Origin of the sequence: Bradyrhizobium sp. AUGA SZCCT0182 (assembly GCF_018130185.1) — a bacterium.
In the GTDB taxonomy this organism is placed as follows: domain Bacteria; phylum Pseudomonadota; class Alphaproteobacteria; order Rhizobiales; family Xanthobacteraceae; genus Bradyrhizobium.
In genome coordinates, this window is sequence record NZ_JAFCLY010000014.1 from 157,846 (window position 1) to 177,325 (window position 19,480).

Genomic DNA, 19,480 nt, shown 5'->3' on the forward strand with positions numbered 1-19,480 from the left:
GTCGGCGGCCGCCCGCTCACACGACATCGCCCGATTCAGTTTCCGGGATGCGCACAGCAGCGGGCGCGGCCGCCGCGCGTGATCGGCCCGTGTTCGACGAAAAGATCTCCTCGACTTCGAGACGCATGGTGCCGTGGCATTCGCACGAGGCCGCCGCGAGTCGCGATCGGTCGATCTCGATCCGGCCTCGTTGATCGGACCTGATCGCTCCGGAAGCGCGCAGTTTGCCCATCAGGAGGGTCACCGTCGTTCGTCGCACACCAAGGATCTGCGACAACGCCTGTTGGGTGAGCGGGAGAACGTCGTGGTCGATGCGGTCGCGAAACTGCAGCAGCCAGCGGGCCATGCGGGCTTCGACCGGGTGCAGCGCATTGCAGGCCGAGCCGAGCTGGAACTGTACCAGCATCGCCCTGACGTGATTCTGGACCTGGTGCCGGATCGCCGGACTCCGATTGAAAGCGGCATGAAAGCGCGATGCAGGAATCCGCGAGGCGATGCCCGCCGCACGAACGACCGCGGTAACAGCCGAAGGTGACGGCCCGAGCACTGAAAGAATGCCTATTGCTCCCTCGCGCCCGACTGCGGCGGTGGCAACCGTCTGTCCGTCCGCCATGTCGATCATCAGCGAGATGGCGCCGCTATGAGGGAAAAAGACATCCTCGATCGGGTCACCCGCTCGCGAAATGACCGCGTCCGGATCGAGCGCGACCGTCTCCAGCACGGGCCCCAGCAGGTCGAGGTCCGACGGCGCCAGCGCTGCAAGAAGGCGGTTACCAGTTCCGCCCAGAGGCTTCACTGAAGGAAGCCCGCGATGAGGCATTCGCGGCCTTCATCATCTGGAGCGTCGCGAAACGGCGATCTTGCTCCGCGATCAAACTCACCTTGGTACGCTTTTACTCTCGACAAAAAATTTGCTCCCAACAACAAGACTCTAAGCGTCGGCCGCGATGTGGATTTCGCAGAGTTAGATGCAAATGCACCGGACGCAACAACAAAATGCGCATGAGTACCACCGTAGTAATGCGGAACGCGTGGTTCCAATTCCGGCGCACGGCACACGACGGAAGCGGACGCGACCTATCGGTGCGCGAGCCCATTGCGATATCGGCAGGTAGCACTTTTGAGACATGACGGTGGACCCCGAGAATGTCCGTGAACGGAAGCCGTCGGCGGTCAGGCGCCCGAGCCGCGCAATGAGGTGAACGCTCGCGATCGGGGATATCTGCGGCAATATGGACGCCGCGCCCGTCTTGAGTGACAATGTCTCCTGTTGGCGAAGTGCCAGCGGTGGCCGTATGCCGCCTGATACGAAACACAAGAGCGGCATCAAGACGCCCCGCAATGGAAACGCCCCATGCTGATCCCCCTTGCCGACGTGCCGCGCTGGTATGCCGAGCGCAAACCGAAAGACACGATCGCGGTCAGCCATGGCGCTGAGACGCTGAGCTGGGAGCAGCTGGAGCGCAATGCCAACGCCCGCGCCCGCGCTTTTGCCGCCAAGGGGGTCAAGCCCGGCGATTTCGTCGCCATCGGCCTGCCCAACAGCAACGCGTTCTTCGAGACCACGTTTGCGGTATGGAAATGCGGCGCGACGCCGACCTCGCTGACCTGGCGGTTGCCGCGCGGCGAGGCCGCTGCGGTGCTGGAGATTCTCAAGCCCTCGCTTGTTGTCGGCGGTCAGCCGGACTGGAATGCGCCAAATGCCCTACCGATTGATTTCATGCCGGACGGCTTTTCCGGAGATCCGATCGACAATCCGGTGGCGCGCTACTGGAAGGCGATGACCTCTGGCGGCTCGACCGGCCGGCCGAAGGTGATCCTCGACCACCGGCCCGCCGTAATCGATACTGCGGGCCCCGCCGCACTCGGCATGCCGATTGGCGCTTCGCTGCTCAACCCCGGGCCGCTCTACCACAACGCTCCCTTCATTGTTTCGCACACCGCGCTGTTCCATGGCGGGCGCGTCACCGGCCTCGTCAAGTTCGACGCCGAGGAATGCCTGCGCCTGATCGAAGCGAGCCGGGTGCAGTGGGTCAATTTCGTGCCGACCATGATGCACCGGATCTGGGCGCTGCCGGGCGAGGTGCGGAGCCGCTACGATCTGTCGAGCCTGCAAATCGTGTTTCACATGGCAGCGCCGATGCCGCCATGGCTGAAGGAAAAATGGATCGAATGGCTCGGGCCCGAGCGCATCTATGAGCTCTATGGCGGCACCGAAGCGCAGGGCGCATGCATCATTTCGGGCGTCGAATGGCTCGAACACAGGGGATCGGTCGGCAAGATCGCCGAGACCTCCCGCCTGCGCATCATCGGCGAGGACGGCAACGAGGTCGCCACCGGCGAGACCGGTGAAATCTATTTCCTGCCCAATGACGGCGCCGGCAGCAGCTATCATTATCTCGGCGCCGAACCAAAGCGCCGCGCCGACGGCTGGGAATCGCTCGGCGATATCGGAAGGCTGGACGCCGACGGCTATCTGTATCTCGGCGACCGGCTCGCCGACATGATCCTGCGCGGCGGCGCCAACATCTACCCGGCCGAAATCGAGGCTGCGGTATCAGCGCATCCGTTAGTTCGCTCCTGCGTTGCGGTCGGCCTGCCCGATCCGGAATTCGGCCAGCGCGTCCACGCAATCCTGGAACTTGGGCCCGACACCGACGCGCAATCGGTCGCCGATGGCATGGGGGATTTCCTGTCCGACCTGCTCAGCCGCTACAAGCACCCGGAAAGTTTTGAAGTGGTCAATTTCGGCCTGCGCGATGATTCCGGCAAGGTCCGCCGCACCTTGCTGCGCGACGAGCGCGCCGCCTGGCTGAAGGAGAATCGCGCGTTCCGGATATTGCCCGCGCGGGCGCGGGCCAAGGCGGAGTGAGGAGCGGACTGAACGACCGCCTGAAGTGTCAGGAAAGCCATCTCTCGTTTTTCGGGATGTTCTATATCAAGACATCCTGAGGTAGGATGATCCGATTGACGTGCCGGTCGCCGGCCGCACCGCATGAGGATCTGCAATGTCTTTCCGCAGCGACAACAAGGCTTACGAAGCCTGGCTGGCCAGGCAGTGCCGCGTCGTCAAAAAGGACATCGCCCGCAAGCACGAGCGGATGAAAGAGAGCCCTTTTATCTTCCTGCGGGCGACCTATTTCCGCTGGGCCAGAAAAATCGGCGACTGGTGTCCGGAGCTGATGGATGCGCCGCATTTGCTTTCGGTCGGCGATCTGCATCTGGAGAATTTCGGGACCTGGCGCGATGCGGACGGCCGCCTGGTCTGGGGCATCAACGATTTCGACGAAGCCGCCGTGATGCCCTACGTGCTCGATCTGGTCCGGCTTGCGGCCAGCATCCAGCTTGCGCCGAATCCGGCGGTCGATCCCAGGCATGCCGCGAGCGCCCTGCTCCGGGGCTATCGCGACGGCCTTAAAGAGCCACGGCCGGCGCTGCTGTTCGAAGCGCAAAGCTGGTTGCGGCCCTATGCCGAGCCTGAGGAAGAGAAGCTGAAGGAGTTCTGGAAGGAAGTTGCCGACTACCCGGATTACAGGCCGCCGCCCGCAATCGCCAAAGCGCTGATCGAAAGCCTGCCTGACGGCGTGGACAAAAACAGCATCCGATTGTGCCGCCTGCTCTACAAGGGTGGCGGCAGCCTGGGGCGGCCGCGCTACGTCGCGGTCGGCGACTGGCGCGGCGGGCAGGTATTGCGCGAGGCCAAGGCGCTGGTGCCCTCGGCGTGGACATATGCCAACGGCCAAACATCCGGCACGAAATCTGGCAAGAAATCCAGCAAGTCGAATTTCCTGGCGCTGGCAAACAGCCGCTATCGCGCGCCGGATCCGTTTCTCGACGTGCGCCATCAATTCATCTTTCGGCGCATCGCCGCCGATTCCCGCAAGATCGAGCTGGGTGATGCCGCGGGGAAGAAATTGCACCTCAAGCTGCTGGAGGCGATGGGACTGGAAGTGGCGTCGGTCCACGCGGCAGGCGCGGTGCCGGTCGAGGCGCTGCAGGCCGACCTTGCGAAACGCCCGCGCGGCTGGCTGAACGCGGCCGCAGCGGTTGCGGCCGACAAAGTCAAGCGCGATTATCGGGAATGGCGGAGCTGACGCGCGTTCCATCGATGCACGGATCGCAAACCGCGTTCGATCCGCGATCTCGATCCGCGGCCGTTTCGCTGGTATAATCCGGCAAAGGCTGCCGCTGACAGGACCATGATCTATTCGGGTTGCGCGGCGTTGGTTAGCTGTGCGCAACCGTATGGGAGACCCTTCATGCCCTCTTTGACCGAATGGAAAGTGCCGCCGGCCAACCAGCCGCGCCCGGGCGATTACAGTTTTGATCTCGACCGCGCACTGGCCTCGGTGGTCGGGCTGCATTCGATTATCCCCGCCGACGCCTTCAGCGCGGAAACGCTCGGCACCGAGCGCGCCGGCAATGGCGTGCTGATCGACGACGGCCTGGTGCTGACCATCGGCTATCTCATCACCGAGGCCGAAACCGTGTGGCTGCATCTGGGCGACGGCCGCGTGATGCAGGGCCATCCGCTCGGCTTCGACTTCGAATCCGGCTTCGGCCTGGTGCAGGCGCTCGGGCGTCTCGACATCGAGCCGCTGCCGCTCGGCTCTTCCGCCATCACAAGGGTCGGCGACCGCGTCGTGCTCGGCGGCGCCGGCGGCCGCACGCGATCGGTCGCGAGCCAGATCGCGGCCAAGCAGGAATTCGCCGGCTATTGGGAATATCTCTTGGATGAAGCGCTCTTCACCCACCCCGCGCATCCGAACTGGGGCGGCACCGGGCTGATCTCCAGCCGGGGCGAACTGATCGGCATCGGCTCGCTGCAGCTCGAACGCGAGCGCGAGGGCAAGGCCGAACACGTCAACATGATCGTGCCGATCGACCTGTTGAAGCCGGTGCTCGACGATCTGCGCAAGTTCGGCCGCGTCAACAAGCCGGCGCGGCCATGGCTCGGGATGTTTTCGACCGAGATCGACAACCGCATCGTGGTGGTCGGCGTTGCCGGCAAGGGTCCCGCGGCACGCGCCGAAATCAAGACCGGCGACGTCATCCTCGCGATCAACGGCGACAAGATCACCAGCCAGACCGGCTTCTACCGAAAACTCTGGTCGCTGGGCCCTGCCGGCGTCGACGTGCCGCTCACGGTCTATCATGAGGGCGTCACTTTCGACGTGGTGCTGACCTCGGTCGAACGCGCCAAGCTGCTGAAGGCGCCAAGACTGCACTGAGCAAGACTTCACTGAGCAAGGCTGCACTAAGAAGACTGCACCGAGAACGCCGCGCCAGAACAATAACTCCAACAAGCAGGGAATGCGCGATGAGCGAGGCCGTGGTGGACGACATCGTTGCCGTGCTGCCGCCGCTGTTGCAATCGCTTGAAGCGCTCGGCTTTGTCGCGCGCCATCTGAACCCGCCGGATTTCGGCCGCGTGATGGAAGCTGCGGGCACGCCGGACGAGGCGCTGCGCGCGGTGCGCCCGCGGCTCTCGCAGTGGCCCGCGGAGTTCAGCGATGTCAAGACCTCGCTCGAGGCCGCCAGCGACGCAGCGCTGGCCGCCTTCGACGGCCTGCGCGACGTGCAGAACGGCAATGGCGATCTGGTCAGCGTGTTTCGGGCACTGCGCTATTCGCCGCGCGCGCAGGAGGCGCTCTATGCGCTGGTCGAAAAACTGCCGCCGGTCAGCGAGTTCTTTGTCGAGCCTTCGCTCCGCGAGGATGCCGACCTCGCGGCACGGCTGGCGCAACCGGCCAATGAAAACACCGGCATCTTTCACGACCATAACGAGCCCGGCAGCCGCGGTGGCTTCTCGCTCTACGTGCCGGAATATTACACGCCGGACCGCGCTCTTCCGCTTGTCATGGCGCTGCATGGCGGCAGCGGCAATGGCCGCGGTTTTCTGTGGAGCTGGCTGCGCGACGCGCGAAGCCACGGCGCAATCCTGATCGCGCCGACCGCGACCGGAAACGCTTCGAACAGCAAAACCACCTGGGCCTTGATGGGCGAGGATACCGATACGCCGAACCTGATGCGCATCCTCGAACAGGTGCGCGCGCGCTGGAATATCGACGCGACAAAAATGCTGCTGACCGGCATGAGCGACGGCGGCACCTTCTGCTATGTCAGCGGGCTCGAAAGTGGCTCACCGTTCACGCATCTCGCGCCGGTCTCGGCGACGTTCCATCCGCTGATGGCTGAAATGGCGGATGCGGAGAGATTGCGCGGCCTGCCGATTCACCTCGTGCATGGCAAGCTCGACTGGATGTTTCCGGTGCAAGTGGCGCGGCAAACCCGGCAATTACTGTCGGCGGCAGGCGCCAAGGTGGCCTATCGCGAGCTGGATGATCTCAGCCACACCTACCCGCGCGAAATGAACGCGCCAATGCTGGCCTGGCTGCGCGGCGAATGATTCCAGTAATGCGGGCGTTCGGTCGCATTTGAGCGGCGAACGTCCGCAAGTCGTGGGCCGGGTTAGCGCCAACCGCCGGACGCCGAGATGCGCTCACCTGTCAGCCACGCCGAATCATCCGACGCGAGGAACACCGCCACCTTCGCGATGTCGTCGGGCTGGCCGTAGCGGCCGAGCGGCGTCATGCCGATCACCTGCTTTTCGACTTCGCCTCCGAGCAGGCCGGCACTCTCGAGCCCTTCCGATGCCGTGGCTCCCGGCGCGATGGCGTTGACGCGGATTTGTCGCGCGCCGAACTCTTTCGCCAACCCGCGCGTGATCGAATCGACCGCGCTCTTGGTGGCGGCATAGACTACCGAACCGGGCGTCGGATTGAGGCTTGCGATCGACGAGACGTTGATGATGCTGCCGCCCTGCGGGCCGAAATAGTTCAGCGCTTGCTGGATGGTCAGCAGCGTTCCCAGCACGTTGGTGTTGAACTCGCGGTGAAACTCCTTCTCGGTCACCTTCTCGAGCGGCTCGAACTGGTAGACGCCGGCATTGTTCACCAGCACGTCCAGCCTGCCGAACGACGTCCTGGTCTGTTCGAACAAACGCTTCACGTCGGCGGCATCCGCGACATCGCCCTGCACCGCGATCGCCTTGCCGCCCTTGGCCGTGATGTCAGCTACGACGCGATCGGCGCCTTCGCGGCTGGACGCGTAGTTGACCACCACGGCGGCGCCGGCCGCGGCCAAACCTTTCGCGATACCGGCGCCGATGCCTTTCGACGCCCCCGTGACGATCGCCACCTTGCCCTTGAGGTCATTCATTTGGATTCTCCTGACGGGCCGGCCCAGTTGCCGGCGTTTGTGACCGGCTATCTACTTCGGATCATATGGCTTATTAGGATCGCATTAATCGCAGGATTTGTGCCTGGAATTCCGTAATGACGACAATTCTGGAGAAAACCGCCGGTCTGGTCGCGTTCGTGCGAACCGTGGATTCCGGCTCCTTCTCGAACGCCAGCCGCGCCATCGGCTCCAGCGCGTCGGCCGTCTCGAAAAGCGTGGCGCGGCTGGAGCGCCGGCTCGGCGTCCGGCTGCTGCAGCGATCGACGCGGACGCTGAGCCTCACCACCGAGGGCGCGGCCTATTACGAACGCGTCGCGCCGCTACTCCGCGCGATCGAGGACGCCGAGGATGTCGTGCAGATGGCCGAAAGCGCGCGCGGCCTGTTGCGCGTGACCGCGCCGGTGTTTGTCGGGCGAACGCTGGTCGGTGAATGGTCGCAAGCCTTCCTGGCGCGGCATCCCAACGTCAAGCTCGAACTCAGCGTCAGCGATCGCCATGCCGATCTGATCCGCGAAGGTTTTGATGTCGCGTTGCGCATCGGCGATCTCGCCGATACCGATTTGACGGCGCGCAAGCTGGCCGATCTTGCCTTGGTGATGATCGCCTCGCCCGGTTACGTCGCCGCGCGCGGCGTGCCCCGCAGCGTCGAAGATCTGCGCCAGCATGCTTGTCTGCGCTATCTGCTCGCCGGAAAGCCCTATCCGTTTGCTTTCGCCGATGGCACTACCATCACGCCGGAAGGCGCGCTTGATTCAGACGACGGCATTACGCTGTATCACGCTGCCCTTCACGGCGCCGGCATCACGCAGGTGCTCCGCTTCGCCGTCGAGGACGATTTTGCTGCCGGTCGGTTGGTCGAAATACTGCCTGACGTCGCGATGCCATCGGTTCCGATGCACGTCGTGCACGCCTTTGGCCGGCAACTGCCGGTGCGGGCGCGACTATTCGTCGATTTCCTTGTGGAACGAGTGAGCCGGATCGGCAAATAGCCCGGCGGAACTTTCCTCTCAAAGCTGCGTTGTTTGCGCATCATCGGAGGACGTCATGCGAACTTTTTTTGGAATGATTTTGGGCGCGCTGCTGCTGGTTTGCGGCGTTTACGTCTATGATTCGATGAACACGTCCAGCGTGGCGAACGGTCAGGTCGCGCAGGCCAACCGCACGATCGTCAACTGGGATGTCGCCGCCACCGATTGGAAGGCGCTGAAAACGCGCGCCCATGAGGAGTGGACCAGGATCGCGTCGAAGTAATCACGCGAGCTTATTCGAGCGAAATTGGGCGTCCTCGTCATCGACGGGGGCGCCCTTTCCTTTGACGCGATTAGTTGGCGGCTTTGGCTTTCCGCGCGTCTTTGATGACCATTTCGAACTCCGCCATGGTCAGGATGCCCGGCACACGAAACTTTCCGACGATAAAGGACGGGGTGCCGCGGAAACCGAAAGCTTCGGCCTGGGCGTGGTTGCGCGCGAGGATGGCGTCGATCGCCTTGGCGTTGGTGGTGAGGTCGCGGTTGAGGCGGTCCATGTCGATGCCCTTCTCAGTGAGCAACTCGCGCGCGCGCGCCTCGGTCAGCCGTGAACTGACGCCGATCATCGCCTCGTGCGCCGGCATGAACTTGTCCTGATACTTGGCGGCCAGCGCCATCCGTGCCGTGATCTTGGAAACGTCGCCGAGGATCGGCCAGTCCTTCAGCACCAGGCGGACCTTGCCGTCGTCCTGCACCACCTGCGCAATCTCGGGCGCGATCTTGCGGCAATAGGGACAATTATAGTCAAACCATTCGACGATGTTGATGTCGCCGTCGGGGTTGCCGGCCGCGGGAATATCCGGGTCGCGCAGCACCAGCGCTTCGGTCAGCACCGCGTCGTCATCATGCGCAAACGCCTGATGTGGCATCGCCGCGGTGCCGAGCAGGGTTGCGCCGGCGCCAATCAGGCCGAGCGCTTCGCGCCGGCTGGGTCCCGGATTGGTTGCGGCTGGTTTGTTCTGCTGGTTCATTGCTGCTCTCGCGACGGCCCTCACGCCTGTCTACGCCCAGGATGAGGATATGTTACGCGCCAGCATATAGAGCGCCACCGCAATAATGACCACGGCGAACACAATGTTGAGGGCGCCGCGCCGCTCGGCGAGGTGACGGGCGGCGCGGGTGCCGGCCAAGCCGCCGGTAATACCGCCTGCGACGAACAACCCCGCCAGCGCCCAGGAGACGAGGCCGGACCAGGCATAGCTCGCCGCGGTGGTCATGCCGAACGCGGTGACGGCGACCAGGGAGGAACTGACCGCGTTCATGATCGGCATCCCCGTCGCCAGCATCAACGCCGGCACGATCAGGAATCCGCCGCCGATTCCGAAGAACCCCGATAGCGTCCCGGTCGCCAGGCCAAGGCTGACGATGGCCGGCATGTTGGACATCGACATCTTGACATCAGGCAACCCGATCCGCGACCGCGTCTTCAGCATCAACAGCGCGATCACGATCATGATCAGCGCAAACAGCGCCAGCAGTTTCTGGCCGTCGACCATCTTGCCGAGGATCGAGCCGCCGAAGGCGCCGACCATCCCCGCGACGGCAAATGTCAGCGCGCAGGACCACACCACCGTGCCGCCGCGCGCATGGTTGGACAGATTGACCGCGGCGTTGGCCGCGACCGCGATGGCGCTGGTGCCGATCGCGACATGGGGTTCGGGCACGCCGACCAAATAGACCATCAGCGGCACCGCCAGGATCGAACCGCCGCCGCCGACCAGGCCGAGCGAAAACCCGACCAGCATCCCCGACGCCAGTCCCAACACGCTTTGCGTCGTGGAGATGATCAAGATGGAAGACTCATGTGCACGGCAGAACCATAGAAGGAATTTCTATGATCTGCCATGGCCGCAGCACAAATCTGCCCTGCAACAGCCGTTCAGCGTATGCACGATGCTCCGAGCAACGTCAGGCGGGCGCGAGGGCCTTGTCCTGCAATGGTGCGCTGGCGCGGCGCGGCAGCGCCATCAGCGTCCCGGTCATGGTCGCGACCAGGGTTTCAACGCCGTCGTGCTCGGCATAGGCGCGCCCCTCGCACACGGTGAGCGTACGGCCCGGCTTGACGACGCTGGCACGGAAGGCAAAGCGCTGGCCGCGCGCGGGCGCCAGCAGATTGGTCTTGAACTCCACGGTCAGGATGTCGGAGCCAACAGGCATCAGCGTGAAGGCGGCGATGCCGCAGGCACTGTCGAGCCCGGCTGTGATGATACCCGCATGCACGAAACCGTTCTGCTGGGTGAGTTCAGCGGAATAGGCCATCGCGAGTTCGACCTCGCCCGGCTCCAGCCGCGCGATCGAAATCCCGAGCGTACGCATCGCGTGCTGGCGCTCGAACGTATCGGTCGCGATCTCACGATAGTCCGGGTTTTTCGGCTCGAAGCGCGCCATGCTGCTCATGCCGGCACCGCCTCAGCCGGGCTGAGATGCTTCAGCGCGGTATTGCGGATCTCAGGCGCGAACGGCATCGATTTGTGGGCCTGCCGGTCGAGGTGCACGGCGGTGATTTCACAGGTCGCTGATATCTCGCCGGTTTCGGCGTTGCGCATCTCGTGCAGGAAGCGAATCGACTTGTCGCGGATTTCCAGCAGCCGGCTTTTGACTTCGACGATATCACCGGCGAAAAGTTCGCGCTTGTAGCTGATGTTCTGCTGCACGCCGGCCATGCCGCGGCCGGATTCGCGCAAATAGGAAGGCGTCAGCCCGAGCCTTGCGAACATATTCCAGTTCGCCTCGTCGAATTTGCCGACATACCACATGATGTTCATGTGCCCGACATGATCGCATTGCCACGGATAGACCGTGCCGCGATAGGTCGCGTCCGTCTCCATCGTCTCGCTCCCGCTTATCGTTTCTGGCCGGCTTTCGATTCTTGATACGGTAGCGTATCAGGGTGCGAACGGGGTAGCAATACGGTACCGTATCAAGAATCGGTGAGGCTGGACTCAATGACCGACGGCAAGAGCGAGAACCGTAAGGACGAGACCTGTAAGGACAGGACTTGGATCGAGGCCGGCATGGCGGAAATCGCCCGCACCGGCGTCGAGGGCGTGCGGGTCGAGGTGCTGGCGAAGAATCTTGGCGTCACCAAGGGCGGTTTCTATCGCCGCTTCAAGGATCGCGCGGCGCTGCTGGACGGCATGCTGCAGAACTGGAGCACCGGGCGCATTGCCGCGATCGAAAGGCAGACCAGCCTCGATGGCGCCACCGCGCGCGAACGCTTGCGGGCGCTGGTCGCGCTTTATTCGGAACGGATGAATACCGAAGGCATGGCGGTGGAGCTTGCGATCCGGCAATGGGCGCGATCCGACGAGGCCGCGGCCGCGGCGGTCGCCAGCGTCGATGCCGCGCGCCTGCAAAATGTCGGGCAGCTCTATCGGGCGGCGGGGCTGGCGGCAGAGGAAGCCGACGCGCAGGCGTTCCTGTTCTACTGCTTCATCTTCGGCCAGAGTCTGCTGTTCCTCGAACGCGGCCCGCGCAAGCGCGCGCAGCTGATCGCAAAGTCAGCCGAGAAACTGCTCGAGGATGAAGGCTAGGCGCGTGATGCGTTAAATTGCATCCGCGATGGAAGCTGCGCTCCCTCTCCCGCACTTGCGGGGGAGGGTTGGGGTGGGGGTGTGGCCGCGGTTCGAACTGTCCGTGTGGAGAGAGTTTCCCCCACCCGGATCGGATCATGCGATGCGATCCGACCTCCCCCGCAAGCGGGAGAGGTGAAGCAAGTCCGCGTATTCAGCGATGGCTCAGGCCGTGGGTTTCAGCTTCTTGGTGCATTCGCTGTAATAGCCGCCGCCCTTCTGGATCCACTTCAGGCCACCATTGCCGTTGCTGGTCTTGTTGGCGTTGTACTGATCGAGGCAGGTGTGCATGCGCTGCTTGCCGGCGGTTTCCTTGGCGTATTTCGGATCCACGGCGTTCGGATAGACCGCAGGTCCCGACGGCACCGCCGGCGCCGCAGCTTCCTTTGCGGGGGCGGCTGCCTTCTTGGCCTTTGCTTCCTTGGGCGCGGCAGCGGGTGCTGCGGCCGGCGCGGCAGCAGGCGCCGCGGCAGTGGCATCCGCACCGCATTGCGCCTTGCGGAAGTCATTCCATTTCTGGCCGCCGAGCGTGCCGGCGGTCTTGGCGGCCTGGTATTTCGCGCTGCATTCCTGCGTAGTGAGGGCCTGCGCCGGCGACGTCACCATGAACGCCGCAAAACCCGACACCGCCATTGCGCAGAGTATTTTTGCTTGATTGGTCATCCTTAAGACTCCTTGGAGCAGTTCAACCGGGGCAAATTAGCTTGCCCCATTCAACTTGGGCAGGTCGTCCTTGTGCAGTTACTGTGCAATCATTCAGGGGTTTTGACCTGCACCGCCATCCTAACTCAACCAAAGCTTGCGGCAACGAAAGCCGCGATTTTCCGTTCAAAATAATGTGGCTGTCAAAGACGCGGATAGTCCGGTCCATTCACTTGACGTTCAGCATCACGGCGCGACGGTCGCGCCCTTGTCTTCAATCCGAGGTGCCCCATGAAGATCTCTTCCCTTGTCACCGCGACCGTGATTGCTTCGTTCCTGCTGATGGGCGCCGCGTCGGCGCAAACCGCCGCGCCGGCTACCAAGACCGAGGCGCCGAAGACCGAAACCAAGGCACCGGCCGACAAAAAGGCCGCCGCGAAGCCGCGGACGCCAGGCTCGCTCGAATGCTCCAAGCAAGCCGACGAGAAGGGGCTCAAGGGCAAGGAACGCAAGAAATTCCGTTCCGCCTGCAAGAAGGAATTTGCCGACAAGGAAAAGGCGGCCACCGGGGCGAAGTGACCACCCGGCCCTGCTGCTTCAGGGCAAGCGCTATTTCGCATCTGCATGTTTGACGGTGTTTGGTTGGCGCCCGTGAACCCGCGCGGGCGCCAAAGGCTTGCCCGCGCATTGACCGCCCGCGCCAGCGCCGATGATGGCTGACGCACGCATTGCAGCAATCGCGTGGCGCATTTGTCCCCTCATGCGGGATTTGCCATAAGGCGGCGTGAGCCTGATCCCCGCATCGATGACGTCTGCGATTCCTGACCGCGCCAGGATTCTCGCCACGATCGAGACAATCGTCCTCGGCGCCGCTGGCGGCTTGCTGTTTCTTTGGGCAAACCTGCCCGGTGGACTGATCTCCGGCGCGATGTTCGCGGTCGGCGTCGCCGCGATCTGCGGAAGGCCGCTCGCAATGCCGCCGATCCTGACGCAAAGCGTGCTGCTGCTGCTCGGGATCACGCTGGGCTCGCTGGTGTCGCGGCAGCTGATCCAGCACATGAGCTCCTATCCTTTGACGATCGGGCTGCTGGCGCTCGCCACCTTCTGTTCGACCTTCGGCAGCAGCTTCTATCTGCAGCGCTTCCACGGCTGGGACCAGACCTCGGCCTTGCTGGCCGGAAGCCCCGGCGCGCTGTCGCAAATCACCATCCTCGCCGCCGAGAAGGGCGCCGACGTCGCTGGTATCGCCGTGGTTCAGACCATGCGCGTGATCATCCTCACCGCCGCCCTGCCGCTGCTGCTGGCATTGACCGGAATCGCGCCATCGGCGCCGCCGAACATCGCCGCCATCATCGCCTCGCCGCTCGAACTGGCCGTATTGATCGCGGCTGCGGTCGCGGTCGCGCTGCTGTTGCTGCTGATGAAATTTCCGGCGAGCTGGATGTTCGGCGCGATGATCGCCTCGAGCGTGCTGCACGGCACCGAAATGATCGAGGGCGGGCTGCCGCCCTGGATGCGCGGCGTGGCGCTGGTCGGCATCGGCGCGGTGATCGGCACGCGCTTTGCGCGGGTGAAACGATCGACGCTGCTCAGCCATGTCAATGCGGGGCTGGGCTCGTTTGCGGTGGCGATCGTGATCTCGGCGATCTTCGTCGCCATCATCGCGCTGACCACCCATGTGCGGCTGGCTGACGTCCTGGTGGCGTTCGCGCCGGGCGCGATGGACGCCATGCTGGCACTGGCGTTGACGCTGCATATCGACCCGATTTTCGTCGGCGCGCACCATCTGTCGCGCTTCGTGTTCGTCTCCATCACGACGCCCGGCATCGTCCATCTGTTCGGACGGCCGCAGGATGATGTGGACGATTAGGCCCGCTTCGCTGACTTGATGCCCCACGCCGCGATCGCGGCCATCGCCAGCGAGATCAGCACATTGTAGCCGGCGAGCGAGAGGCCGAGGAAGCGCCACTGCACATCGTCGCAGCGGATCACTTTCACGGTGTCGAGGCGCTCGAGCAGCGTGCCGGCGCTGCCGAGATCGACGAGCGGGCCCGAGCAATCGGTCGGGCCCTGCCAGAACTTCCATTCGACGCCGGCGTGGTAGCCGCCGAGCCAGGCGTTGGCGAGCGCCGCCAGCGCCAGCAGTCCAAGGCCCGCCAGCAGCACCGGCCGCGGCGCGTCCCGCGAGGCCGCGAAGGCGACCAGTAGGGCGAGCGGGACCGCCAGATAATAGGCGTAGCGCTGTTCGAGGCAGAGCGGACAGGGGCGGATATCCAGCACCAGTTGGAAGAACCAGGCGCCCGCAAGCGTCGCCGCCGCGATGCCCGCGATCGCCAGCGCGGCGACAACAGCGGGATTGGCACCAAGCCCGGCATGTGACGGATTTGCGGTGGCATGAAGCGTCACGGGCGTTCTCCAACGATAACAAGGTCCTATCCCGCTGATATGGCGCTGTCGAGGTGCGGGACAATCACATCCGCGCGGGTTGACCCGCCGAAACCGCCCGCTATATTCCGCCGGCTTCGCGGCGCGGGCTTTTTGGCCGGCGCCCCGAGGGCCCCTGTGGCGGAACTGGTAGACGCGCTCGACTCAAAATCGAGTTCCGCAAGGAGTGCTGGTTCGATTCCGGCCAGGGGCACCACGCTTCGCCTGCGGCTACGCGTGGCGCAGCCACACCGCCGCAGACGAAACGTGCCCGGCATAGCCTCTTGCGAAGCGAAGCGATCCCCTCGTAGCGTCTGTCAGGACTGCCACCTCGGTCAGAATCACCAGGGCCACCCGATGGACATGCTCGTCAAACTCTATGCGCTGCCGGATTCCCGGCCCGCCTATGATCGATTGCTCAACGCCGGGATCGTCATGCGCCGTGCGCTGGGCCCCGAAAAGCACAAGGTCATTGGCTGGGTGCGGCAGAATTTCAGCGAGGCATGGGCCAGCGAAACCGATGTCGCGTTCAGCCGCCAGCCGGTCTCCTGCTTCATCGCGTTCCGGGAGAAAAACATCATCGGCTTCGCCTGCCATGATGCGACCTGTCGCAACTTCTTCGGTCCGACCGGCGTCGATCCGAAGGCTCGGCAAGGCGGGGTCGGAAAGGCCCTGCTGTTCGCCTGCCTCGAGGACATGCGGCAACAAGGCTTTGGCTACGCCATCATCGGCGGCGTGGGGCCGGCGGAGTTTTATTCGAAGGCGGTCGGCGCGGTGGCCATCGAAGGTTCGGAGCCGGGGATTTATCGCGGGCTGCTGTAGCGCCGCATTGCCCGTGGGAGGCTGACCGTTAGATCCGGGCGACCGCGGAAGATCGCGCTGGATCGGCCATCTGGGCGGCCCTGCTCTCTTCACCGGAATACGCGCCGGCATCGGGCACGATCGAACCCGCCTCGGTTTCCGCCAATTCGGTGCGGTTGCGGCCGAGGCGTTTGGCCTCATAGAGCGCCTTGTCGGCGGCGGCGATGAGATCGCGATGCCTGGTTTCCGCGCCGGGCACCAGGGACGCGACGCCGATGCTCAATTTCGCATGGCCGCGCTGAATCTCGTCCGCGCCGCAGCGGACGATCAGATCCTCGCGAATCCGCGCCGCCAGCGCTGCCGCATCGCCGAGCGGCGTTTCCGGCAGCAGAACGGCGAATTCGTCGCCGCCATAGCGCGCACCCATATCCGAAGGCCGCTTCACATTCGCCGCGATCGACGCGGCAATGTCCTGCAGCAGTCTGTCGCCGGCCTGATGGCCATGCGCGTCGTTGTAGACCTTGAAATGGTCGGCATCGATCATCAGCAGTGCGACCGGCGCGCGGCTGCGCATCGCGCGGCGCCATTCATAGGCCAGCGCGCGGTTGAAATGCCGGCGATTGGCAAGACCGGTGAGCCCGTCGATCGTGGCCAGAATGGTGAGCTTCTTTTCCGCGGCACTGCGGCGCGCGAATTCGCGATGCAGGAAGGCGGCCAGCATCACCGTCACGGCGCACAGCACCGCCATCAAGACGCCGATCGCGATCGCCTGCCGCCACCACGCCGCAAGGACATCGTCGAGCGACTGGCCGACCACGACGATCAGCGGCAGATTGCCGATCTGGGTATAGACGAACAGCCGTTTAATCCCGTCCGATACCGCCCTCGATTCATAGTGGCCGCTGGGAGCCTTCGGGAAGTGCGTGAACAGTTCGGCGCGCTTGATGCTGCTGCCGATGAAATCCTGGCGGAACGGCCAGCGCATCAGCACGATGCCGTCGGTGCGCGCCAATGTCACCGTGCCATTGGGGCCGAGCGAAGCATCCTTGAACATAGCCTGGAAATGGTCCTGCAGCATGGCCGTGAGCACGACGCCGGCAAAGGAGCCGTCCGGATGCGACAGCCGCCGGCTGAACGCCACCAGCGAGAGGCCAGTGACACGGGATGCGATCGGACGACTGATGTACAGGCCGGGAAATTCATTGTCTCTGTGAAACTGGAAATAATCCCGGTCGGACATGTTTTGTCGCGGCGGGATCAGATTCTTGGAATCGTGCGTGATCCGTCCGGTGTCATCGATGACAAACATCGATGTCGGATGACGCGCGGTTGCGGAATAGTCGAACAGCACCAGCTGGCGCATTTCCGGACTGAGACGATCGAGACCGGGCAGCTTCAAATTGCTCATCAACCCCTCGAGCGAGAGATTGAGCAGATCCACGTTGCGAGCGATATCGGCCTTGAGCGAATTGGCGAGGCTGGTGGCGACCTCGGTGGCACGCGCTTCGGTCGCCCGCCGCGCCTCCAGCAGCACCCAGCCGCACACCGCGGAGAAGCTCAGCGCCAGCAGAATGACCGAAATGGTCATCCGATGATGCGACTGCGTCCATGCCCAGCCGGAACTATCGTCCGCCTCGGCGGGCTGACGCGGCCAGAGCGACTTCCACACCGGTTTGCCCGCTTCCGCTATTGCCACGGAATTCACCTTGCAAGACGTTGCCATCGCCTTTTGTGCGCCGATGGAACGAGTTAGGCGTTAAAGGCCAAGTGAATTCGCCCCATGTGGTTCACAAATTATTCGCGGAACAGGTTGAAATGGCCTGATCGGACGACTTTGCCGCGGAAGTACGGATGCTTTTCGCGCCGCACACAAGCAATGATGAGGAACAGCACCGCGCGCCGCCAGCGCGGATCACGCTGCGCACGGTCGCAAGGCCTCAAGCAATCATGATCGAATCCACATGGGCATGCGCGATCAGTCGATCTGACTCGGCCCTGAGGTTCCTACCTCCGCCTTGCCCTGTACCAACGTCACCGTGATCGCGCGTGGCCGGGTCAGCACTTCCGGCTGCAGGATCTGGTCGAGCTGCTCCGGCGTGAGCAGTTTCTTGGCCAGCACCAGATCGTAGACGCTTTCGCCCGTGACCAGCGCCTGCTGCGCGATCTCGGTGGCGTTGGCGTAGCCGATATAGGGATTGAGCGCGGTGACGATGCCGATCGAGTTTTCGACGCCGCGGCGCAGGTGCGCAGCGTTGGCGGTGATGCCGTTGACGCATTTGTCGGACAGCGTCAGGCAGCCGGCGCGCAGATGATTGACGCTTTTGAACAGGCTGTGCGCGATGATCGGCTCGAACGCATTGAGCTGCAACTGGCCACCCTCGGCCGCAAAACTCACCGTAATGTCGTTGCCGATCACCTCGAAGGCGATCTGGTTGACGACCTCGGGAATCACAGGATTGACCTTGCCCGGCATGATGCTGGAGCCCGCCTGCACCGGCGGTAGGTTGATCTCGTTCAACCCGACGCGCGGTCCTGATGACAGCAGCCGCAGATCGTTGCAGGTCTTCGACAGCTTGACGGCGACGCGCTTGAGCACGCCGGAAAGCTGAACGAAGCTGCCGCAGTCCTGCGTCGCCTCGACCAGGTTTGTCGCGGTCACGACCGGAATGCCGGTGACGGAGCGCAGATGCCGGCACACCAGACCGGCATAGTCCGGGTGCGAGTTGATGCCGGTGCCGATCGCGGTCGCGCCCATGTTGATTTCGCACACCAAGAGCACGGCTTCCTTGAGCCGCTGCTCGTCTTCCCCCAGCATGACGGCATAGGTGGAAAATTCCTGCCCCAGCGTCATCGGCACGGCGTCCTGCAACTGGGTGCGGCCCATCTTGATGATGTCCCTGAACTCGTCGGACTTGCGCTCGAACGCCTCGCGCAGCACCGCCATCGCTTCGACCAGCCGCATGATGCCGCCGTAAGCCGCGAGCTTGAGCGCCGTCGGATAGACGTCGTTGGTGCTCTGGCTCATGTTGACGTGCTCGTTGGGGTGCAGGAATTTGTAATCGCCCTTGGGCCGGCCGAGCAGCTCCAGGGCGCGGTTCGCGATCACCTCGTTGGCATTCATGTTGGTGGAGGTACCGGCGCCGCCCTGAATGACGTCGACCACGAACTGGTCGTGCAATTCACCCGAGCGCACTTCCTCCGCGGCGGCGACGATGGCGTCGGCGAGTTTGGCATCGAGCAATCCCAGTTCGCGGTTGCTTTTCGCCGCCGCGATCTTGATCGAGGCCAGGGCCGCAATGAGATCCGGATAGATCGAGATCGGGGTGCCGCTGATCGGGAAATTCTCCACCGCCCGCAAGGTGTGGACGCCGTAATAGGCCTCCGCCGGAACATCGCGGTCGCCCAGGAGATCGTGCTCGCGTCGCGTCGTCATCGGGGGACCTTTTCGCCGGAGGTGTCTGGGGGCTTGATAAGATCAGGAGACGAGGGATTTTCCTAGTGTCGGCTTCCACACCAGGCCGTCATACCCCGCGCATGCGGGGTATCCAGTACGCCGCGGTCTCTCGGTTCTGTCACAGGCGTCTCTGGGATACTGGATCACCCGCATGCGCGGGTGATGACACCGAATATGATTTCACGATCTCGCGGCATGATATGCCCGAGCTTTGCCAGAAATCTCCTTGCCCTCGAAATAAGAGGGCGCAGGGAAGACCGGGTGCGCGCTGCACCCGCGGTCTCGCGTGCGGTTTGCACAAAACAAAGTGCACACGA

The 19,480-nt window shown here is 63.8% G+C and carries 20 protein-coding genes and 1 tRNA gene; 11 read left to right on the top strand and 10 right to left on the bottom strand.

Annotation, left to right across the window (positions count from 1 at the left end; translation table 11 throughout):
* Positions 1-16 precede the first annotated feature (16 nt).
* Complete coding sequence (locus JQ611_RS17355; RefSeq protein WP_212466089.1) at positions 17-820, bottom strand: Crp/Fnr family transcriptional regulator; 804 nt, start codon at positions 818-820, stop codon at positions 17-19.
* A 534-nt stretch (positions 821-1,354) separates the two neighbouring features.
* Here JQ611_RS17355 and JQ611_RS17360 point away from each other — a divergent pair.
* The 4 genes from JQ611_RS17360 (at position 1,355) to JQ611_RS17375 (ending at position 6,409) form a co-directional block, all read left to right on the top strand.
* The gene (locus tag JQ611_RS17360) at positions 1,355-2,872 is read left to right on the top strand and encodes an AMP-binding protein (RefSeq protein ID WP_212466090.1); all 1,518 of its coding nucleotides are present in this window, start codon (positions 1,355-1,357) and stop codon (positions 2,870-2,872) included.
* A 136-nt stretch (positions 2,873-3,008) separates the two neighbouring features.
* On the top strand, positions 3,009-4,094 hold the full coding sequence (locus tag JQ611_RS17365) for a DUF2252 family protein (RefSeq protein ID WP_212466091.1): 1,086 nt from the start codon (positions 3,009-3,011) through the stop codon (positions 4,092-4,094).
* Positions 4,095-4,259: 165 nt separating this feature from the next.
* Positions 4,260-5,231 (top strand): S1C family serine protease, encoded by a 972-nt coding sequence (locus JQ611_RS17370; RefSeq protein ID WP_212270276.1) that lies wholly within the window; start codon positions 4,260-4,262, stop codon positions 5,229-5,231.
* Between the two features lie 89 nt (positions 5,232-5,320).
* Complete coding sequence (locus JQ611_RS17375; RefSeq protein ID WP_212270277.1) at positions 5,321-6,409, top strand: phospholipase; 1,089 nt, start codon at positions 5,321-5,323, stop codon at positions 6,407-6,409.
* 62 nt (positions 6,410-6,471) lie between these two features.
* On the opposite strand, the gene JQ611_RS17380 is transcribed toward JQ611_RS17375, so the two are convergent.
* On the bottom strand, positions 6,472-7,221 hold the full coding sequence (locus JQ611_RS17380; protein ID WP_212466092.1) for an SDR family NAD(P)-dependent oxidoreductase: 750 nt from the start codon (positions 7,219-7,221) through the stop codon (positions 6,472-6,474).
* A 116-nt stretch (positions 7,222-7,337) separates the two neighbouring features.
* On the opposite strand from JQ611_RS17380, the gene JQ611_RS17385 reads away from it, so the two are divergent.
* Both JQ611_RS17385 and JQ611_RS17390 read left to right on the top strand, forming a co-directional pair.
* Positions 7,338-8,231: a LysR family transcriptional regulator gene (locus JQ611_RS17385; RefSeq protein ID WP_212466093.1), complete on the top strand. Its 894-nt coding sequence runs from the start codon at positions 7,338-7,340 to the stop codon at positions 8,229-8,231.
* Between the two features lie 55 nt (positions 8,232-8,286).
* A complete protein-coding gene (locus JQ611_RS17390) occupies positions 8,287-8,493 on the top strand; it encodes a hypothetical protein (protein WP_212270280.1) in 207 nt (68 codons plus the stop codon).
* Between the two features lie 70 nt (positions 8,494-8,563).
* Here JQ611_RS17390 and JQ611_RS17395 read toward each other — a convergent pair whose 3' ends face one another.
* The 4 genes from JQ611_RS17395 to JQ611_RS17410 all read right to left on the bottom strand — a co-directional run bounded on the left by JQ611_RS17395 (position 8,564) and on the right by JQ611_RS17410 (position 11,098).
* The gene (locus tag JQ611_RS17395) at positions 8,564-9,241 is read right to left on the bottom strand and encodes a DsbA family protein (RefSeq protein ID WP_212270281.1); all 678 of its coding nucleotides are present in this window, start codon (positions 9,239-9,241) and stop codon (positions 8,564-8,566) included.
* 30 nt (positions 9,242-9,271) lie between these two features.
* A complete protein-coding gene (locus tag JQ611_RS17400; RefSeq protein ID WP_212270293.1) occupies positions 9,272-10,057 on the bottom strand; it encodes a sulfite exporter TauE/SafE family protein in 786 nt (261 codons plus the stop codon).
* A gap of 121 nt (positions 10,058-10,178) precedes the next feature.
* The gene (locus JQ611_RS17405; protein ID WP_212412174.1) at positions 10,179-10,658 is read right to left on the bottom strand and encodes a PaaI family thioesterase; all 480 of its coding nucleotides are present in this window, start codon (positions 10,656-10,658) and stop codon (positions 10,179-10,181) included.
* A 5-nt stretch (positions 10,659-10,663) separates the two neighbouring features.
* A complete protein-coding gene (locus tag JQ611_RS17410; RefSeq protein ID WP_212412086.1) occupies positions 10,664-11,098 on the bottom strand; it encodes a thioesterase family protein in 435 nt (144 codons plus the stop codon).
* Between the two features lie 117 nt (positions 11,099-11,215).
* Here JQ611_RS17410 and JQ611_RS17415 point away from each other — a divergent pair, with 117 nt between their 5' ends.
* Complete coding sequence (locus JQ611_RS17415; RefSeq protein WP_212392154.1) at positions 11,216-11,803, top strand: TetR/AcrR family transcriptional regulator; 588 nt, start codon at positions 11,216-11,218, stop codon at positions 11,801-11,803.
* Positions 11,804-12,007: 204 nt separating this feature from the next.
* On the opposite strand, the gene JQ611_RS17420 is transcribed toward JQ611_RS17415, so the two are convergent.
* Positions 12,008-12,505 carry a hypothetical protein gene (locus JQ611_RS17420; protein WP_212466094.1) on the bottom strand — a complete coding sequence of 166 codons (498 nt, stop codon included), beginning with the start codon at positions 12,503-12,505 and terminating at the stop codon, positions 12,008-12,010.
* A gap of 270 nt (positions 12,506-12,775) precedes the next feature.
* Here JQ611_RS17420 and JQ611_RS17425 point away from each other — a divergent pair, with 270 nt between their 5' ends.
* Both JQ611_RS17425 and JQ611_RS17430 read left to right on the top strand, forming a co-directional pair.
* Entirely contained in the window at positions 12,776-13,063 is a 288-nt protein-coding gene (locus tag JQ611_RS17425) for a PsiF family protein (RefSeq protein ID WP_212466095.1), read from the top strand.
* Between the two features lie 205 nt (positions 13,064-13,268).
* Entirely contained in the window at positions 13,269-14,354 is a 1,086-nt protein-coding gene (locus tag JQ611_RS17430) for an AbrB family transcriptional regulator (protein ID WP_409411279.1), read from the top strand.
* On the opposite strand, the gene JQ611_RS17435 is transcribed toward JQ611_RS17430, so the two are convergent.
* Positions 14,351-14,821 (bottom strand): disulfide bond formation protein B, encoded by a 471-nt coding sequence (locus JQ611_RS17435; protein WP_249133243.1) that lies wholly within the window; start codon positions 14,819-14,821, stop codon positions 14,351-14,353. The two genes, JQ611_RS17430 and JQ611_RS17435, sit on opposite strands and share 4 nt — an antisense overlap.
* Before the next feature lie 219 nt (positions 14,822-15,040).
* On the opposite strand from JQ611_RS17435, the gene JQ611_RS17440 reads away from it, so the two are divergent.
* Both JQ611_RS17440 and JQ611_RS17445 read left to right on the top strand, forming a co-directional pair.
* Positions 15,041-15,125, top strand: a tRNA-Leu gene (locus JQ611_RS17440).
* Positions 15,126-15,265: 140 nt separating this feature from the next.
* Positions 15,266-15,730 carry a GNAT family N-acetyltransferase gene (locus JQ611_RS17445; protein WP_212466097.1) on the top strand — a complete coding sequence of 155 codons (465 nt, stop codon included), beginning with the start codon at positions 15,266-15,268 and terminating at the stop codon, positions 15,728-15,730.
* Positions 15,731-15,758: 28 nt separating this feature from the next.
* On the opposite strand, the gene JQ611_RS17450 is transcribed toward JQ611_RS17445, so the two are convergent.
* Both JQ611_RS17450 and aspA read right to left on the bottom strand, forming a co-directional pair.
* Positions 15,759-17,405 (bottom strand): sensor domain-containing diguanylate cyclase, encoded by a 1,647-nt coding sequence (locus tag JQ611_RS17450; RefSeq protein WP_212270289.1) that lies wholly within the window; start codon positions 17,403-17,405, stop codon positions 15,759-15,761.
* 279 nt (positions 17,406-17,684) lie between these two features.
* Positions 17,685-19,142, bottom strand: coding sequence for an aspartate ammonia-lyase (gene aspA, locus JQ611_RS17455; protein ID WP_212466098.1), 1,458 nt, complete (start codon positions 19,140-19,142; stop codon positions 17,685-17,687).
* Positions 19,143-19,480: the final 338 nt, after the last annotated feature.

What these genes read in the sequence shown, in the direction of transcription:
- JQ611_RS17355 (WP_212466089.1), bottom strand. Translation starts at nt 820, where the DNA reads ATGCCTCATCGCGGGCTTCCTTCAGTGAAGCCTCTGGGCGGAACTGGT.
- JQ611_RS17360 (WP_212466090.1), top strand. Translation starts at nt 1,355, where the DNA reads ATGCTGATCCCCCTTGCCGACGTGCCGCGCTGGTATGCCGAGCGCAAA.
- JQ611_RS17365 (WP_212466091.1), top strand. Translation starts at nt 3,009, where the DNA reads ATGTCTTTCCGCAGCGACAACAAGGCTTACGAAGCCTGGCTGGCCAGG.
- JQ611_RS17370 (WP_212270276.1), top strand. Translation starts at nt 4,260, where the DNA reads ATGCCCTCTTTGACCGAATGGAAAGTGCCGCCGGCCAACCAGCCGCGC.
- JQ611_RS17375 (WP_212270277.1), top strand. Translation starts at nt 5,321, where the DNA reads ATGAGCGAGGCCGTGGTGGACGACATCGTTGCCGTGCTGCCGCCGCTG.
- JQ611_RS17380 (WP_212466092.1), bottom strand. Translation starts at nt 7,221, where the DNA reads ATGAATGACCTCAAGGGCAAGGTGGCGATCGTCACGGGGGCGTCGAAA.
- JQ611_RS17385 (WP_212466093.1), top strand. Translation starts at nt 7,338, where the DNA reads ATGACGACAATTCTGGAGAAAACCGCCGGTCTGGTCGCGTTCGTGCGA.
- JQ611_RS17390 (WP_212270280.1), top strand. Translation starts at nt 8,287, where the DNA reads ATGCGAACTTTTTTTGGAATGATTTTGGGCGCGCTGCTGCTGGTTTGC.
- JQ611_RS17395 (WP_212270281.1), bottom strand. Translation starts at nt 9,241, where the DNA reads ATGAACCAGCAGAACAAACCAGCCGCAACCAATCCGGGACCCAGCCGG.
- JQ611_RS17405 (WP_212412174.1), bottom strand. Translation starts at nt 10,658, where the DNA reads ATGGCGCGCTTCGAGCCGAAAAACCCGGACTATCGTGAGATCGCGACC.
- JQ611_RS17410 (WP_212412086.1), bottom strand. Translation starts at nt 11,098, where the DNA reads ATGGAGACGGACGCGACCTATCGCGGCACGGTCTATCCGTGGCAATGC.
- JQ611_RS17415 (WP_212392154.1), top strand. Translation starts at nt 11,216, where the DNA reads ATGACCGACGGCAAGAGCGAGAACCGTAAGGACGAGACCTGTAAGGAC.
- JQ611_RS17420 (WP_212466094.1), bottom strand. Translation starts at nt 12,505, where the DNA reads ATGACCAATCAAGCAAAAATACTCTGCGCAATGGCGGTGTCGGGTTTT.
- JQ611_RS17425 (WP_212466095.1), top strand. Translation starts at nt 12,776, where the DNA reads ATGAAGATCTCTTCCCTTGTCACCGCGACCGTGATTGCTTCGTTCCTG.
- JQ611_RS17445 (WP_212466097.1), top strand. Translation starts at nt 15,266, where the DNA reads ATGGACATGCTCGTCAAACTCTATGCGCTGCCGGATTCCCGGCCCGCC.
- aspA (WP_212466098.1), bottom strand. Translation starts at nt 19,142, where the DNA reads ATGACGACGCGACGCGAGCACGATCTCCTGGGCGACCGCGATGTTCCG.